This window comes from Actinomadura napierensis, from assembly GCF_039529375.1.
Lineage (GTDB): Bacteria > Actinomycetota > Actinomycetes > Streptosporangiales > Streptosporangiaceae > Spirillospora > Spirillospora napierensis.
The window spans coordinates 1-16,032 of the sequence record NZ_BAAAMR010000165.1; the positions used below are offsets into that span (position 1 = coordinate 1).

Consider the following 16,032-nt stretch of genomic DNA (forward strand, 5'->3'; position numbering starts at 1 on the left):
TCGCCGCCGGCCCCGACCCGGTCGCGATGGCCGACCGGCGCGACCTGCTGGAGCGGATGTGCGCGGCGCTGGAGCGGCCGGGGGTGAACGGCGTTCTCGGCACCCCCGACGTGCTGGAGGACCTGCTGCTGCTCGGCGCGCTGGACGGCAGGCTGGTCCTGGGGTCGATGAACCGGGGCGGTCTCGCCGGCGCGTCGTTCGAGATCGACGACCGGTTCACCGCCTACACCGCCGCCTCGATCGCGGCGGCCGGGCTGGACGGCGGCAAGATGCTGCTGCGCGTCGACCCCGCCGACCCCGCCACCGCGCGGACGCTGGAGTCGTGCGGGCGCGCGGTGACCGAGCTGGCCGGCCACGGGCTGATGGCGATGGTCGAGCCGTTCATGTCCGCGCGCGGCGAGGACGGGCGGATCCGCAACGTGCTGACGCCGGAGGCGATGATCCGCGCGGTCGCGATCGCGTCCGGGCTCGGCGCAACGTCCGCGCACACCTGGCTCAAGGTCCCGGTGGTGCCGGAGATGGAACGGGTCATGGCGGCCTCGACGCTGCCCGCGCTGCTGCTCGGCGGCGAGGTCTCCGCCGATCCGGACGCCGCGCTCGCCGGGTGGCGGGAGGCGCTGAAGCTGCCGACCGTCCGCGGCCTGGTGATCGGGCGGAGCCTGCTGTACCCGCCGGGCGGGGACGTCGCGGCGGCGGTCGACGCGGCGGTGGCGGTCCTGTGAACGCGGGTGAGGAAGGGACGGGCATGGGCGTGGACATCGCTCCGGCGGACGCCGGATGGACGTACTCGGGGCTGCGCGTCGTGACGCTCGGCCCGGGAGAGGAGACGTCCGTCGAGACCGGGGACGCCGAGACGCTCGTCCTGCCGCTCGCCGGGTCCTGCCGGGTCACCGTCACCATTCCGGGCGAGGCGGCGGTGATGTTCGGCCTGGACGGCCGCGCCGACGTCTTCTCGCGGGTGACCGACTTCGCCTACGCGCCGCGCGACGCGACGGTGACCGTGTCGTCGCGGGACGGCGGCCGGTTCGCGCTGCCGTCCGCCCGCTGCGAGCGGCGGCTGCCTCCGCGCTACGGCCCGGCGGAGGAGGTGCCGGTCGAGCTGCGCGGGGCGGGGCAGGCGAGCCGCCAGGTCAACAACTTCTGCACCCCCGAGGCGTTCGAGGCCGACCGGCTGATCGCCTGCGAGGTGCTGACGCCCGGCGGGAACTGGTCGTCCTACCCGCCGCACAAGCACGACGAGCCGACGGCCACCGAGTCGGTGCTGGAGGAGATCTACTACTTCGAGGTCGCGGACGGCCCGGACGGCCGGCGCGGCATGGGGTACCAGCGGGTCTACGGCACGGCGGAGCGGCCGATCGACGTGCTGGAGGAGGTCCGCACCGGCGACGTCGTGCTCATCCCGCACGGCTGGCACGGCCCGTCGATGGCGGCGCCCGGCTACGACCTGTACTACCTGAACGTGATGGCGGGCCCCGGCGACGAACGGGCCTGGCGGATCTGCGACGACCCGGCCCACGCCTGGGTGCGCGGCACCTGGGAGGGGTCGCCGACGGACGCGCGGCTGCCGATGAGCTCGGCCGCCGGACGCGAGCGGGACCGGTGACGGATCCGGCGCCCGTTACGGCGATGCGGAAAAGAACCAGCATGCCCTGATCTGAACCGCTGTGCAGGTGTTTCACCGGTTATCGCATGACGGTGACAAAAACGCCTGCCGGAAATGTGCCCATGGGGCCAAGTGGCGGCGCGCGCCCTGCCGCTAGCTTCCGAATCCTTGCGTTCTCCGAGAAGACCGAGGTGACGGATGACCGCTGTGCGCCGGGCCGACGGAACTCCCCGGGTGGTGGTCACCGGGTTCGGCGTGAAGAGCCCGGCGGGCGGCGCCCCGGACGAGGTCGTCGCCGCCGTCTTCTCCGGGAAGTCGCAGGCCGTCCACGTCCCCGAACTGCTGGAGGCGGGGACGGCCGTCTCGTACGGATGCCCGGCCCAGCCGTTCGACGAGGAGGGCTATTTCACCCGTCCCGAGCGGCGCCGGCTGGACCGGATGACCCGGCTCGGCGTCGCCGCCGCCGACGACGCGCTGGCCGACGCGGGACTGCACGGCGCGGAGCGGCCGGCGCCGGAGCGGCGCGGCGTGTTCGTCGGGACGGCCGCCGCGAACCTGGCGTCGGTCGTCGCGCTCGGCGGGCACGAGCACGCCGGGACGCTGCACCGGGTGCCGGTCCCCGCCGTCCCGATGATCATGCCGAACGCGACGGCCGCGAACATCTCCATCCGGCACGGCTGCGAGGGGCCGTGCCCGACCTACTCGACCGGCTGCGCCAGCGGCGCGACGGCGATCGGGGAGGCCGCCTTCGCGATCCGAGCCGGCCGCATCGACACCGCCGTCGCGGGCGGCGTCGACGCGATCCTCACGCCGTTCGTGATGGCGGCGTTCGCCCGCATCGGCACGCTCGCCCGCCGCGACGACGCCCCGCACGCCGCGAGCCGCCCGTTCGACGCCGACCGCGACGGGTTCGTCGTCGGGGAGGCCGCGGCGTTCCTGGTGTTAGAACGCGCCGATGCCGCCGCCGCCCGCGGCGTCCGGGTGCACGGCGAGATCGCCGGATACGCCGCCGCGAGCGACGCCTCGCACATCGTCGCGCCGCGCCAGGACGGCCGCGTCGCCGCCCGCTGCATGGCCGCCGCGCTCGCCGACGCGCGCCTGGACCCGCGCGACATCGGGCACGTCTCCGCGCACGCCACCGGCACCCGGAGCAACGACGCCGCCGAGGCCCTCGCGATCGACCGCTGCTTCGTCGGCGGCGCCCCGCCCGTCACCGCCGCCAAGGGCGTGACCGGGCACATCCTGGGCGCCGGCGGCGCGCTCGAGGCCATCGTCGCGCTGTGCGCCGCCGCGGCCGGGCTCGTCCCGCCGACCGCGAACTTCGCCGGACCGGACGAGCAGACCGGGCTGATCGACGTGGTGCACGGCGAGGCGCGGGCGGTCCCGGTGGCGCCGGTGCTGTCGAACTCGTTCGGGTTCGGCGGGCACGACGCCGCGCTCGTCCTCGCCCCGGCGTGAGCGCCGCCCGGGCGCCCCTCAGTGGTCGGGGTTCTCGAGCTGGAAGAAGTTGCTCTGCGCCCCGTCCTTCTTGTGCTCCTGGTAGATGAAGTTGAGCTCGCGCTCGTCGAAGGTGCGGAACCAGTCGTCCCAGGAGACGTGCTCGAGGTTCTCCCCGCCGTACCCCGGGAAGTCGAACAGCAGCCGGCCGGGCCTGCCCCCGTACTCGCTGCCGGGCACGCTGGACGGCTCGGCGCCGCGCTCCTCGGCCCAGTGCCGGATCACCTCGTGGTCCGTGGTGACCAGGCTCTTGCCGGCCCGCTCCTCGTGCTGGTCCGGCGAGGTCACCCGCTGCTCGTACCGGTGCTCGCCGCGGATCGGATGGTTCTGCCCGCCCATCGGGTCCCCCTTCCCTCATGGCCGTGCGGCCGGCGCCGCGGTCCGTGCGGCCCGGCGCCTCAGACGGGCATACCCACCCTTCACGCGCCTAACGGGCGTATCAGTGCGCCGTGGCGAGCGGCTCCCGGCGCTGCCGGTTGCGCGGCGGGCGGCGCCCGCCGACCCGGCCGACGAACACGCCCGACACCAGCAGGACGGCGCCGACCGCCGCGGTGCCGACCGGGACGGCGGTCTTCAGCAGGTTGATCTTCGAAGCGCCGTCGGAGGACTTGTCCTGCAGGGTCTTCTGCGACTCCGGCGTCATCCGCAGGTCCATCTGCCCGACGACGAGGCGTCCCGGCCCCGTCCTCGGCTGCAGGGTGGTCAGCACCTTCTGCTCCTGGTCGACCGGTGCGCCGGTGCGCGGGTCCACCCAGAACGTCGCGTCCGCCTGGTAGTAGCGGTCGACCGCGACCGCGGGGCTGCTCTTGCCCCGGCCGAGCAGCTCGCCGGGCACGTCGGGCAGCTTCTGGCCCGGGACCTTGGTGGAGGGGACGTGCTGGACGAACCGCCAGGTGAGGACGCCGTGCACGCGCTCGCTGCCCTCGAAGACCGCGGGCCACGGGCGGCGCGTCGCCGGATCGTAGACGGGCTTGGCCTTCTTCGTGGCGTCCACGGGCCAGAACAGCCCCACCCCCGACTGGCGGACGGTGGCGTCGCCCTCCACGGAGGCGCCGCAGCAGGTGCTGAGCCGCCCGGTGCGCCGGTCGAAGGCGACCCGCTGGTTCTGGATCTCGATCGTGGTGCCCCGCGCGGCGTCCTGCACGACCGTCGCGGACTCCCAGACGGCGGTGCCGTCCTGCGAGGACGTCACGTCGCCGCGGACGGTGTTGGTGGCGACGACCGTGGCGCCGGTGACCTGCTTGAGGTGCCCGGCGTCGAAGTAGGTGGCGTTCTCCGCCTTCAGCCGGGTGACCTGGTAGACGTCCGTCGGCGCGGCGATCAGCCGCGGGGCGACGTAGAAGCGGACCAGCACGGCGATGATCAGAAGGAACGCGCCCAACCCGGTGAGCACCATGCCGATGACGTTGCGCAATGCCGTCTCCTCGTCGTCCCCGACTCCCTCGCCCCCGATGGCCGGACGGGTGTCCGGTCCGCACATCGTCCGCCATGAAGACGACGAAATGAATGCGTCGAGTCGGGAAAGTAAAAAATTGTGCGGGCGCCCACCGCCGCCGGGCGGCGTTTGTGCCCCGCGACGGGGCGCGCGGGCGGTGCGCAGACGGCCCTGCAGCGGCCCCGCCGCGCCCCCGGCGGGGTGTGAGCGCCAGTTAACGCGGGAGTGATGTCCGGGACCCATACGGGAAATACGCCTTGCCGAGGATCAAGGCATGGAAGCTCGCAACGAACCGGACATGCACCTGGTCGTGGTCGGCCACGGACCGGCCTCGCACCGCCTGGTGGAGGCCCTGCGCGAGCGCGACGGCGCCGGGACGTGGACGGTCACCGTCATCGGCGAGGAGACGCGCACCGCCTACGACCGGGTGGCGCTGACCACCCACCTGGAGGGCGCCGACCTCGCCTACCCGCCGCACGGCGGCGAGGTCACCGTTGTCACCGGCGAGCGGGTCACCGCGGTCGACCGCGCCGCCCGCACCGTGACCACCTCCGCCGGGCGGTCCGTCGGCTACGACGCGCTGGTGCTGGCCACCGGCTCTGCGCCGTTCGTGCCGCCGGTCGAGGGCCGCGACCTGCCCGGCGTGTTCGTCTACCGCACGATCGACGACCTGGACGCCATCCGCGAGTACGCGCAGGGCCGGGCGACCGGCGCCGTGGTCGGCGGCGGCCTGCTCGGCCTGGAGGCGGCCCGCGCGATCCAGGGCCTCGGCCTGCGCAGCGGCGTGGTCGAGGTCGCGCCGTGGCTGATGCCGCGCCAGCTGGACGAGGGCGGCGGCGCGATGCTGCGCCGCCACATCGAGGCCCTCGGCATGGCGGTGCACGCGGGCGCGCCGATGGAGCGGCTGGAGGCGGGCCCGGACGGCGCCGTGGAGGGCATCGCGCTCGCCGGCGGCGCGCGGATCGACGCCGAGGTCGTGGTGTTCTCCGCGGGCATCCGGCCGCGCGACGAGCTGGCCCGCGGCTGCGGGCTGCCGGTGGGGGAGCGCGGCGGGATCGTGGTCGACGCCACCTGCCGCACCGAGGACCCGGCGATCTGGGCGATCGGCGAGTGCGCGCTCGTCGGCGGGATGGTGTACGGGCTGGTCGGGCCGTGCTTCTCCATGGCGGAAGTGGTCGCCGACCAGCTGCTGTCCCCGTCGAGCACGGCGGTGTTCGACGGGGCCGACATGTCGACGAAGCTGAAGCTGATGGGCGTGGACGTCGCCAGCTTCGGCGACCCGTTCGCCGGCCCCGACCAGGGCGCGCTCGGCGTGACCTACACCGACCCGGTCGCGGGCGTCTACAAGAAGCTCATCGTCAGCGACGACGCCAAGACCCTGCTCGGCGGCGTGCTGGTCGGCGACGCCGAGTCGTACGGGACGCTGCGCGCCTACGTCGGGGGGAGCCTGCCGGGCGCCCCCGAGCAGATGCTGTTCGGCGGGACGGAGGCCGCGGGCGGCGACCTGCCGGGCGCCACCGTGATCTGCTCCTGCAACAACGTGACCGCCGAGACGATCCGCGGCGCGATCGCGGCGGACTCGCTCACCGAGGTGGCCGCGGTGAAGGGCTGCACGAAGGCGGGGACGAGCTGCGGCAGCTGCGTCCCGCTGGTGAAGCGGATCCTGGACGCCGAGCTGACCGCCGCCGGCATCGAGGTCAGCAAGGCGATCTGCGAGCACTTCGACTACAGCCGCGCCGAGCTGTTCGACATCATCCGGGGCGGGCGGGTCACCAGCTTCACCCAGCTCGTCCAGGAGCACGGCCAGGGCCGGGGCTGCGACATCTGCAAGCCCGCCGTCGCCTCCATCCTCGCCAGCCTCGGCAACGGGCACATCCTGGAGGGCGAGCAGGCCGCGCTGCAGGACACCAACGACCACTTCCTGGCCAACCTGCAGAAGAACGGCACCTACTCGGTCGTCCCGCGCGTCCCCGGCGGCGAGATCACCCCGGAGAAGCTGATCGTGATCGGCGAGGTCGCGCGCGACTTCGGCCTCTACACCAAGATCACCGGCGGGCAGCGGATCGACCTGTTCGGGGCCCGGGTCGAGCAGCTCCCGGAGATCTGGAAGCGCCTGGTCGACGCCGGGTTCGAGTCCGGGCACGCCTACGGCAAGGCGCTGCGCACGGTGAAGTCGTGCGTCGGGTCGACCTGGTGCCGGTACGGCGTGCAGGACTCGGTCGCGATGGCGATCCAGCTGGAGCTGCGGTACCGGGGGCTGCGCGCCCCGCACAAGCTGAAGTCGGCGGTGTCGGGCTGCGCCCGCGAGTGCGCGGAGGCGCAGAGCAAGGACTTCGGCGTCATCGCCACCGAGAACGGCTGGAACCTCTACCTCGCCGGCAACGGCGGCATGCGGCCCCGGCACGCCGACCTGTTCGCCTCCGACCTGTCCGACGAGGAGCTGATCCGCACCATCGACCGGTTCCTGATGTTCTACATCCGCACCGCCGACCGGCTGCAGCGCACCGCGAGCTGGATGGAGGCGCTGGACGGCGGCGTCGACTACCTCCGCGAGGTCATCGTGGACGACCGGCTCGGCATCTGCGCCGAGCTCGACGCCGCGATGGAGCGCCACGTCGCCGGCTACAGCGACGAATGGCGCGACACCCTCGCCGACCCCGACCGGATGCGCCGGTTCGTCTCGTTCGTCAACGCGCCGCAGACCCCCGACCCGAGCATCGAGTTCGAGGTCGAGCGCGAGCAGATCAAGCCCGTGCTGCTGCCCTTGGAGGTCAAGTGAACCGGGAACGGATCGTCGTCGTCGGGAACGGGATGGCCGGGGCCCGGTTCGTCAGCGAGCTGCGCTCCCGCGACCCCGGCGTGCCCGTCACGGTGTTCGGCGCGGAGACGCAGCGGCCCTACAACCGGGTGCTGCTGTCGAACGTCCTCGCCGGGATGACCAGGCCGGACCACATCAGCCTCGTCGACGCGGCCTGGTACGCCTCGCACGGGGTGGACGCCAGGCTCGGCGTCGAGGTCGTCCGCATCGACCGGGAGGCGCGCGCCGTGCACGCCTCCGACGGGACCGTCACCCGCTACGGCACGCTGGTGCTGGCCACCGGCAGCACCGCGTTCATCCCGCCGATGCCCGGCCTGGAGGACGGGCTGCCCGGCGGCGCGCTGGTGTTCCGCACGCTGGAGGACTGCCGGCGGATCTCCGAGCTGGCCGAGACCGCGGAGCGCGCGGTGGTGGTCGGCGGCGGGCTGCTCGGCATCGAGGCGGCGCGCGGGCTGATGGGCCGCGGCCTGGAGGTGACCGTCCTGCACCTGGCCGGGCACCTGATGGAACGCCAGCTCGACCCCGCCGCCGGGCGGGTGCTGGCGCGCACCCTCGCGAGCCTCGGCATCGGCACCCGCGTGCAGGCGAACGTGGCCGGGCTGCGCACCGCCGGCGCCGGCGCCGGCCGGAGGGTCACCGGCGTCGAGCTGGCCCTGCCGGACGGCGGCCGCGAGGTCGTCGACACCGACCTGGTCATCCTGTCGTGCGGGGTGCGGCCCGAGGTGTCGCTGGCCCGCGACGCCGGGCTCGCGGTCGGCCGGGCGATCGTCGTGGACGACGAGCTGCGCTCGGTCACCGACCCGTCCGTCCGCGCGATCGGGGAGTGCTCCGAGCACCGCGACGAGGTGTACGGGCTGGTCGCGCCCGCCTGGGAGCAGGCGGGCGTGCTGGCCGGGCTGCTGGCCGGCACCGACCCGGCGGCGCGCTTCACCGGCGCCCGGCAGATCACCCGGCTGAAGGCGGCCGGCATCGAGCTGGCGTCGATGGGGGAGACGCACTTCGGCGACGAGGACGACGGCGTCGAGGTCGTCCGGTTCACCGACGCGGCGCGCGGCACCTACAAGAAGGCGGTGATCCGGGACGGCCGGCTGATCGGCGCGATCCTGCTCGGCGAGACCTCCGCCGCCGGGGCGCTCACCCAGCTCTACGACCGGGCCTCGCCGCTGCCGTCCGAGCGGCTGGACCTGCTGTTCCCCGGGCTCGGCGGGGCCCCGGAAGCCGCCTCGCCGGTGCGGATGCCGGACGCGGCGACGGTCTGCAACTGCAACAACGTCAGCAAGGGGCGGATCCGCGCCTGCTGGCAGGACGGCGCCCGCACCGCCGACGAGGTCTCCCGGCGGACCCGGGCCGGCACCGGCTGCGGAAGCTGCCGGGAGGCACTGGAGGGCATCGTGTCCTGGCTGGACGAGCAGGAGTCGGTCGACGCCTGAGCCGATAACTCGAACACTAGTGTTCAGTTTCCCGGTGTCCAGCGGTACGCTAACCCGAACAATGGTGTTCGAGTTGGGAGCCGTCATGCACGACCACGCCCCGAGCCCCTCGGCGCACCCGCCCGGCGCGCACCCAGGCGCGCCGCACGCCGACCCCCGCCGGTGGCGGGCGCTCGCCCTGCTGTGCGTCGCCCAGTTCATGCTGATCATCGACATCACCGTGGTGAACGTGGCACTGCCCTCGATCGCCGCGGACCTCGCGCTCGGCCGCGGCGGCCAGACCTGGGTCGTCACCGCCTACTCGCTGTGCTTCGGCGGCCTGCTGCTGCTCGGCGGGCGGCTCGCCGACGCGCTCGGCCGCAGGCGCGCCCTCCTGCTCGGGCTCGCCCTGTTCACCACCGCGTCACTGGTCTCCGGCCTCGCCGGGACCGGGGGAGTGCTCATCGCCGGGCGCGCCGCGCAGGGCGTCGGCGCCGCGCTGCTGTCCCCGGCCGCGCTGTCGATCGTCACCACGACCTTCCGCGGACCCGAGCGCAACCGCGCCCTCGGCGTGTGGGCGGCCATCGGCGGCACCGGCGCGGCCGTGGGCGTGCTGGTCGGCGGGCTGCTCACCAGCGGACCCGGCTGGGAATGGGTGTTCTTCGTCAACGTCCCCGTCGGGCTGGCCGTGCTGGCCCTGGTGCCGCGGACCGTCCCGTCCGTGCCGCCGGTGCGCGGGCCGCTCGACCCGGGCGGCGCGGTCACCGCCACCCTCGCCGCCGCGGCGCTCATCTACGGCCTGGTCAAGGCGGGGGAGGACGGCTGGGACGCGGCGTCGGCGCTCGTCCCGATCGGGGCCGCCGTCCTGCTCGCGGCCGCCTTCGTGCTGATCGAGCGGACCGTGCGGACGCCGCTGGTCCCGCCCGGCCTGCTACGGCGCCGGACAATCGCCTCCGGCAACGCGCTGATGGTTTCGGCGTCGGTGCTGCTGCTGTCGGGGTTCTTCCTGTGCTCGCAGTACCTGCAGAACCTGCTGCACTTCTCCGCGGTGAAGACGGGCCTGGTCTTCCTGCCGGCCGCCGTCGCCACGATCACGGGCGCGCACCTCGCGTCCCACCTGGTCGGCCGGATCGGCGGACGGCCCGTCGCCGCGGCCGGGTTCGCGGTCGCGGCGGCCGGTGCGCTGCTGCTGTCCGGAGTCCCCGCCGGCGGCCACGCCTGGCCGGACGTGCTGCCCGGCTTCGTGCTGCTGTCGCTCGGCGTGGGCGCCGGATTCGTGTGCGCCACCACGACCGCGATGAACGGCATCGGCCACGCGGAGGCGGGCCTGGCCTCCGGCGTCGTCAACACCGGCCACGAGATCGGCGGCGCCCTCGGTGTCGCGCTCGCCACCGCCCTCGCCGGCGCGAGCATCGGCGGGCGCACGGCCGGCGGGTTCCACACCGCCTTCACGGTGTTCGGTGTGATCGCCGCCGCCGTCGCGGTCCTCGCGCTAGCCCTCGTCCCGTCCGGGCGGCCCGAGCCCGGCGACGGCCCGGTCTTCGCGCACTGAGCCGGCGCCCGCCGAGCCTCTACGCTGGCCCCATGACCTCCGCGACCCGCCGCCGCGCCGACGCCGAGCGCAACATCGAGGCCATCCTCGACGCCGCGCTCGCCCGGCTCGGCCGCGACCCCTCGGCCAGCATGACCGAGATCGCCAAGGCGGCCGGGGTCGGGCGGGTCACCCTCTACGGGCACTTCCCGTCCCGGGAGGAGCTGGTGGACACCCTGTTCGACCGGTCGCTCGCCGACGCCGACGCCGTCCTCGGCGCCGTCGACATCGACGCCGGGCGGGCGGACGAGGCCCTCGCGCGCCTCGTCCGCTCGTCCTGGCGGGTCCTGGACCGGCAGCGGACGGTCCTGGTGGTCGCGCTGCGGGTGCTCGGCCCCGAACGGGTCCGCGACCGGCACGCCGCCGTGTTCGCCCGCCTCGAACGCCTGCTGCGGCGGGGCCGCGAGGAGGGCGCGTTCTCCGCCGCCGCGCCGCCCGGCTGGCAGGCCACCGCGGTCTACTCGCTGATGCACGCCGCCGCGCAGGAGGTCGACGAGGGCCGGCTGGACGCCGCGCAGGCCGCGGAGGCGCTCGTCTCGACGATCTTGGGCGCCCTCGGCGGCGGCCCGGCCGGGACCGGCCGGTAGGCTCCGCCGCATGGCCGTCTACGCCCTGGGTGACCAGGAACCCGACATCCATCCGACCGCGTACGTCCATCCGGCCGCGACCGTCATCGGGTCGGTGACGCTCGGCGAGGGCGCCACCGTCTGGCCCGGGGCCGTGCTGCGCGGCGACTACGGCTCCATCACCGTCGGCGCCCGCACGTCCGTGCAGGACGCCACCGTCGTGCACACGACCGAGGAGTGGCCGACCGTCATCGGCGCCGACTGCGTCGTCGGCCACAACGCCCACCTCGAGGGCTGCGTCGTCGAGGACCGCTGCCTTATCGGGTCCGGTTCCGTCGTGCTCAACCGCGTCCGCGTGGGGACCGGCGCCGTCGTGGGGGCGGGTGCCGTCGTCACCGAGGGCGCCGTCGTCCCGTCCGGGCACACCGCCCTCGGCGTCCCGGCCAAGCCCAGGCCCGGCGGCATCGACGAGGGGTGGCACGCCGAGGCCGTCGCGATGTACGTCGCCAACGGCCGCCGCTACGCCGCCGAGCTCGAGCTGATCCGGGACTGACGCGGGGAGGCGCACATGCTCGACGGACGGCCGCTCATCGACGCCCACGTCCACACCGCGCGGCTGCCGACCCTGCCCCCGGCATGGCGGCAGTGGGCCGAGGAGTTCGGCTCCGCGCACCCCTGGCAGGACCTCTACGACGACTCCGGCGCCCTCGTCCCCGCACGCGTCGACGCCTACTTCGAGGCCGAGGGCGTGGACGTCGCGCTGTTGCTGTGCGAGTACAGCCCCAAGACCACCGGCTACCAGCCCATCGAGGACCTGGTGCCGCTGCTCAAGCACAACCCGCGCCGCTTCAAGCCGATCGCCAACCTCAACCCGCACCTGCACTACCCGATCGACGCCGAGCTGGAGCGCCAGCTCGGCTTCGGCGCCGTCGCGCTCAAGCTGCATCCGGTGCACGGCGGGTTCAGCGTCGCCGACCCCGACCTGTACCCGGCCTACGCGGTGTGCCGGGACGCGGGCGTCCCGGTCGTCGTGCACTGCGGCACCAGCTCGTTCCCCGGCTCGGCCAACCGGTACGCCGACCCCACGCCGATCGACGACGTGCTCCGCCACTTCCCGGGCCTGACGTTCGTGCTCGCGCACGGCGGCCGCGGCTGGTGGTACGACGCCGCCGCGTTCCTCGCGCTGTCCCGCGAGGAGGTCTGGATCGAGCTGTCGGGGCTGCCGCCCCGCCGCCTCCCCGAGTACTACGCCCGGTACGACCTGAAACGGCTGGCGCGCAAGTTCGTCTTCGGCACCGACTGGCCCGGTGTCCCCGGCATCGCCCGCAACGCCCGGGCCATCGCCGGCCTCGGCCTGGACGAGGAGACCGTGTCCCTCGTCCTCGGCGGCAACGCGATGCGGATCTACCCCGGAATCGCAGCCGGACCGGATTCAGGACGCGACACCGGCGGCTGATCCGGACGTCCGAAAAGGGAAAGCGGTTTCACGGGCGCGCGAACGGTGATCGGGCCGGTACCCGCGGGGCGCCCGGCGCTCCCCGACCCCCACCGGAGGCCGCCATGCTCGCGATCGTCGCCGCCATCGTCTTCGCGCTCGCCCTGCTGTTCGACCTGGCCGACGTGTCGTCGGACGCCATCAACAACGGGACGCTGACCGTCCTCGGCCTGCTGCTGCTCTCGCTGCACTTCGCCGGCGTCGGCACCGGCACGGACTGGCGCCACTACACGCGCCGCCGCCGGCGCCGCTGATCGCCCTCGCATCGCGGTGGCGGTGCGCGTCCCACTAAGAAATCTACAATGTAAAGGCATCGGGCCGCGTCATTCGCCGATCTCCCGCGCGAACCCGCGCAGGGCGTCCGGGGCCACCACCGTGATCTTCCGGCGGCCCGTCCGCACCAGGCCCGCGCGGCGCAGCACCGCGAGGGCGCGGGCGACGGTCTCGCGGGAGGCGTCCATCCAGCTGCCCAGCTCCTCCTGCGACAGCGGCGGCCCGATGTCGACCGAGCCGTCCGCGGCGGGCGGGGAGTACCGCGCCGACAGATCGGCCAGATGCGACAGCAGCATCGCCAGCCGCCGCGGCCCCTGCGCGGACACGTTCGCCTGCACCCGCCGGTCCGCGTCGTCCAGCCGGCGCACGAACGTGCCGCTGACCAGCAGCCACACGCCGGGATGGGCGTCCAGGAACGCGGTGAACCGGGCCGCCGGCACCACCAGCGCGCGGACGGCGGTCAGCGCCGTCACGGTCGCCGACCGCTGCCGGCTGCCGAGCACCGCGCTCTCGCACACCAGGTCGCCGGGGCCGCGCACGGCCAGCACGACCTCGTGGCCGTCCGGCGTGGACGACGTCGCCTTCGCCCAGCCGGACCGGATGACGATGATGTGGTCGGAGTCCTCGCCCTGGTAGCACAGCGGGGCCCGCGCCGGGTAGTTGCGCGGCCGCGCCGCCGCCTCGAGGGCGGCGCGCTGCGCCGGGTCCAGCTCGGGCCAGAAGCCGTCGCCGCGGCCGGCCGGGGAGGGTGCGGCGATGCCGCCGCGCGGTGGGGTCCTGGTGTTCACGGGGTGCCGGCTTTCCGAGCCCCGCCGGGCTCACGGGTCGGGACGGTCCGCCGGCGCGCGCTGCTGCGCGCCGGCCGGTGAACCGGTATCCGCGGCAGATGGGGGGAGTGGGGCGGTGAGGCCCAGTGCCGCGGATACCGGTCCGCTCGTGCGGCCGCCGCGGCCGGACCCGGTGCCCGGTCGACGGCCGTCATCGCCCGTCCCGCGGCGGCGTGCGTGCTCTCCGCATGTCCCTAGGAGAACCCCTCATTGAGCCATATGCTGCGCGCCCGGACACGCCGCGTCTGCGTCTTCTGACACTTTCGGGGAAAATTGCAGCCGAGATTTCTCCGCGCCGAGACCCGAGGGTGCTCCCGGCCCCGCCGGGGGCTAGCGGGCGAGGGCGTTCAACAGCCGGTTGACGGGGCTGGAGAGGTTCCAGGTGTCGGCCAGCTCCACCAGGGCCTCGGCGTCCCGCGGCTCGGAGGGCAGCCGGTCGTCCAGCTTCGCCAGTTCCGGCGCGTCGATGTCGGTGACGACCCGGACCACCGTCTCGGCGGACGCGAGGTACTCCCGCGCCGCCTCCATCCGCTTGCGGGCGCCCGCCGGGAACCCGTCGGTGATCCCCGCGTCCAGCGCCGCCAGGATGCCGTCGACCGACCCGAACCGGGTGATCAGCGCGGCGGCGGTCTTGTCGCCGACGCCCGGCACGCCCGGCAGCCCGTCGCTGGGGTCGCCGCGCAGCGTCGCGTAGTCGCCGTAGCCGCGGCCGGGGATGCCGTACTTGGCCGCCACCTCCGCCTCGTCCATCACCTGCAGGTTCCGGATGCCGCGCGCGGTGTACAGCACCGACACCGGGCTGGTGTCGTCGACGAGCTGGAACAGGTCGCGGTCGCCGGTGACGATGTCGACCGGGCCGTCTGCCGCGCCCCGCACCGCGAGGGTGCCGATGACGTCGTCGGCCTCGTAGCCCGCGACGCCGACGCGGGCGAGCCCGACCGCGTCCAGCACCTCGTCGATGACCGGCAGCTGCGCCTCCAGCGCGTCGGGGGTCTGGTCGCCGCCGTCGTCGGCGACCCGGTGCGCCTTGTAGGACGGGAGCGCCTCGACCCGGAACGCCGGCCGCCAGTCGGCGTCCATGCAGCAGACGAGGCGGTCGGGGGAGCGGTCCTGGACGAGCCGGGCGATCATGTCGATCAGCCCGCGGACGGCGTTCACCGGCGTCCCGTCCGGCGCCGTCACCGACTCGGGCACCCCGTAGAAGGCGCGGAAGTACAACGACGGCGTGTCCAGCAGCATCAGCCCGCTCATGGGCTCATGCTCCCACGCGGCCCCGACATCCCCGCCGTGACACGTCAGACGACCTGGACGGCGAGCACGCAGGTGTCGTCGTCGGGATTGGCGGCGCCGAGCGAGCGCAGCACGTGGTCGATGACCGCGTCGGGCCCGGCGCCCGGCCGCTCCCGGGCGGCGGCGAGCAGCATCCGGAACCCGTCGGCGAGGTCGCGGTCGCGGCGCTCCACGAGGCCGTCGGTGTAGAACAGCAGCAGGTCGCCGCGGTGCAGCCGGGTGATGACCGACTCCAGGTCCGGGGCGTCGAGCGCGCCGAGCAGCACGCCCTCGGGCGCCTCCAGCAGCTCCGCGGCGCCGTCGCGCAGCAGCAGCGGCGGCGGGTGCCCGGCCCGCGCCCAGGTCAGCACGCGAGGGCCCGGCTCGTAGCGGGCGGCGACGGCGCCCGCGGTCAGCGGCCGGTCCCGCCCGCGCGCCGGAGCCTCCAGCGGCATCCGGTTCAGCAGCATCCGGTTCAGCGACTCCAGCAGCCGGTCGGGGGGCGCGCCGGTGCACGCCAGGCCGCTGAGGGCGCCCCGGACCCGCGCCATCGCGGCCGCGGCGGGCGGCCCGTGCCCGGACACGTCGCCGATCGCCAGGAACACCTCGTCCCCCGACAGCGCGGTCGCCTCGTACCAGTCGCCGCCGACCCGCGTCTCGCTGCACGCGGGCAGGTAGCGGACGGCGGCGCGCAGCCCGGGCAGCTCGCGGGAGCCGCGAGGCAGCGGCAGCAGGGCCCGCTGGATCTCCACGGCGGTGTGCCGATCCTCGGCGACGCGGCGGCGCCGGCGCGCCAGCTGCAGGTAGGTCGCGGCCATCAGTTCGTCGCGGTGCCGCGGTGAGGCGTCCTGGAAGACGACATGGAGCGCGGCCGGCTCGCCGTCCGCGTCCAAGACGGGCTCGGCCATCACCCGCAGGTGCCGGACGGTGTCCCCGGCGCGGACGCGCAGCTCCACGTCGGCGGGCTCGCGCCGGGCGAGCAGGGTGCGCATGAGGTGCTCGGCGTGCGGCAGGTCGGCGGGGACGACGTGGTCGGTGAGCCGGTCGAGCGGCGGCGGCCCGGCCGCGTGGTCCCGCCCGAACAGCTCGTACAGCCGGGCGGACCAGCGGGCCTCGCCGGTGGCCAGGTCCCAGCGGGCCCAGCCGAGGTCGCCGAGCCGCTGCGCGAGCGCGAGCGGCGCGGCGAGGTCGACCTGGTCGCCGGGGTCGGCGGGGTCCGCGGCGGCCTCGGCGGCCTGCGCCGCGGCCG

General features: G+C 74.7%; 15 protein-coding genes. 10 read left to right on the forward strand and 5 right to left on the reverse strand.

Annotated elements, in window-relative coordinates; all coding sequences use genetic code 11:
- The 3 genes from ABD296_RS45885 to ABD296_RS45895 all read left to right on the forward strand — a co-directional run.
- A partial coding sequence (locus ABD296_RS45885) for a Cgl0159 family (beta/alpha)8-fold protein (RefSeq protein WP_344283567.1) occupies window positions 1-722 on the forward strand: 722 nt, incomplete at its 5' end.
- A complete protein-coding gene (gene iolB / locus ABD296_RS45890; protein ID WP_407061581.1) occupies window positions 719-1,603 on the forward strand; it encodes a 5-deoxy-glucuronate isomerase in 885 nt (294 codons plus the stop codon). The genes ABD296_RS45885 and iolB, both read left to right, overlap by 4 nt.
- 198 nt (window positions 1,604-1,801) lie before the next feature.
- Complete coding sequence (locus tag ABD296_RS45895; RefSeq protein WP_344283573.1) at window positions 1,802-3,061, forward strand: beta-ketoacyl-[acyl-carrier-protein] synthase family protein; 1,260 nt, start codon at window positions 1,802-1,804, stop codon at window positions 3,059-3,061.
- 18 nt (window positions 3,062-3,079) lie between these two features.
- Here ABD296_RS45895 and ABD296_RS45900 read toward each other — a convergent pair whose 3' ends face one another.
- Together ABD296_RS45900 and ABD296_RS45905 are read right to left on the reverse strand one after the other, a co-directional pair.
- Window positions 3,080-3,439: a hypothetical protein gene (locus ABD296_RS45900; protein WP_344283576.1), complete on the reverse strand. Its 360-nt coding sequence runs from the start codon at window positions 3,437-3,439 to the stop codon at window positions 3,080-3,082.
- A gap of 100 nt (window positions 3,440-3,539) precedes the next feature.
- On the reverse strand, window positions 3,540-4,514 hold the full coding sequence (locus tag ABD296_RS45905; RefSeq protein WP_344283579.1) for a DUF3068 domain-containing protein: 975 nt from the start codon (window positions 4,512-4,514) through the stop codon (window positions 3,540-3,542).
- Between the two features lie 295 nt (window positions 4,515-4,809).
- On the opposite strand from ABD296_RS45905, the gene nirB reads away from it, so the two are divergent.
- The 7 genes from nirB to ABD296_RS45940 all read left to right on the forward strand — a co-directional run bounded on the left by nirB (window position 4,810) and on the right by ABD296_RS45940 (window position 12,668).
- Window positions 4,810-7,314 (forward strand): nitrite reductase large subunit NirB, encoded by a 2,505-nt coding sequence (gene nirB / locus ABD296_RS45910; protein WP_407061582.1) that lies wholly within the window; start codon window positions 4,810-4,812, stop codon window positions 7,312-7,314.
- Window positions 7,311-8,783, forward strand: coding sequence for an FAD-dependent oxidoreductase (locus tag ABD296_RS45915; protein WP_344283582.1), 1,473 nt, complete (start codon window positions 7,311-7,313; stop codon window positions 8,781-8,783). Before nirB ends, ABD296_RS45915 begins: the two co-directional genes overlap by 4 nt.
- Window positions 8,784-8,868: 85 nt before the next feature.
- Complete coding sequence (locus tag ABD296_RS45920; RefSeq protein ID WP_344283585.1) at window positions 8,869-10,314, forward strand: MFS transporter; 1,446 nt, start codon at window positions 8,869-8,871, stop codon at window positions 10,312-10,314.
- A 32-nt stretch (window positions 10,315-10,346) separates the two neighbouring features.
- Window positions 10,347-10,940: a TetR/AcrR family transcriptional regulator gene (locus ABD296_RS45925; RefSeq protein ID WP_344283588.1), complete on the forward strand. Its 594-nt coding sequence runs from the start codon at window positions 10,347-10,349 to the stop codon at window positions 10,938-10,940.
- A gap of 10 nt (window positions 10,941-10,950) precedes the next feature.
- The gene (locus ABD296_RS45930) at window positions 10,951-11,472 is read left to right on the forward strand and encodes a gamma carbonic anhydrase family protein (protein ID WP_344283591.1); all 522 of its coding nucleotides are present in this window, start codon (window positions 10,951-10,953) and stop codon (window positions 11,470-11,472) included.
- A 15-nt stretch (window positions 11,473-11,487) separates the two neighbouring features.
- On the forward strand, window positions 11,488-12,375 hold the full coding sequence (locus ABD296_RS45935) for an amidohydrolase family protein (protein ID WP_344283594.1): 888 nt from the start codon (window positions 11,488-11,490) through the stop codon (window positions 12,373-12,375).
- 104 nt (window positions 12,376-12,479) lie between these two features.
- Complete coding sequence (locus tag ABD296_RS45940) at window positions 12,480-12,668, forward strand: hypothetical protein (RefSeq protein WP_344283596.1); 189 nt, start codon at window positions 12,480-12,482, stop codon at window positions 12,666-12,668.
- Between the two features lie 69 nt (window positions 12,669-12,737).
- On the opposite strand, the gene ABD296_RS45945 is transcribed toward ABD296_RS45940, so the two are convergent.
- The 3 genes from ABD296_RS45945 to ABD296_RS45955 all read right to left on the reverse strand — a co-directional run.
- A complete protein-coding gene (locus tag ABD296_RS45945) occupies window positions 12,738-13,475 on the reverse strand; it encodes a Crp/Fnr family transcriptional regulator (RefSeq protein ID WP_344283599.1) in 738 nt (245 codons plus the stop codon).
- A 369-nt stretch (window positions 13,476-13,844) separates the two neighbouring features.
- Window positions 13,845-14,765: a 5'-3' exonuclease gene (locus ABD296_RS45950; protein WP_344283602.1), complete on the reverse strand. Its 921-nt coding sequence runs from the start codon at window positions 14,763-14,765 to the stop codon at window positions 13,845-13,847.
- A 44-nt stretch (window positions 14,766-14,809) separates the two neighbouring features.
- The coding region (locus ABD296_RS45955; RefSeq protein ID WP_344283605.1) for a PP2C family protein-serine/threonine phosphatase at window positions 14,810-16,032 on the reverse strand (1,223 nt) is incomplete at its 5' end.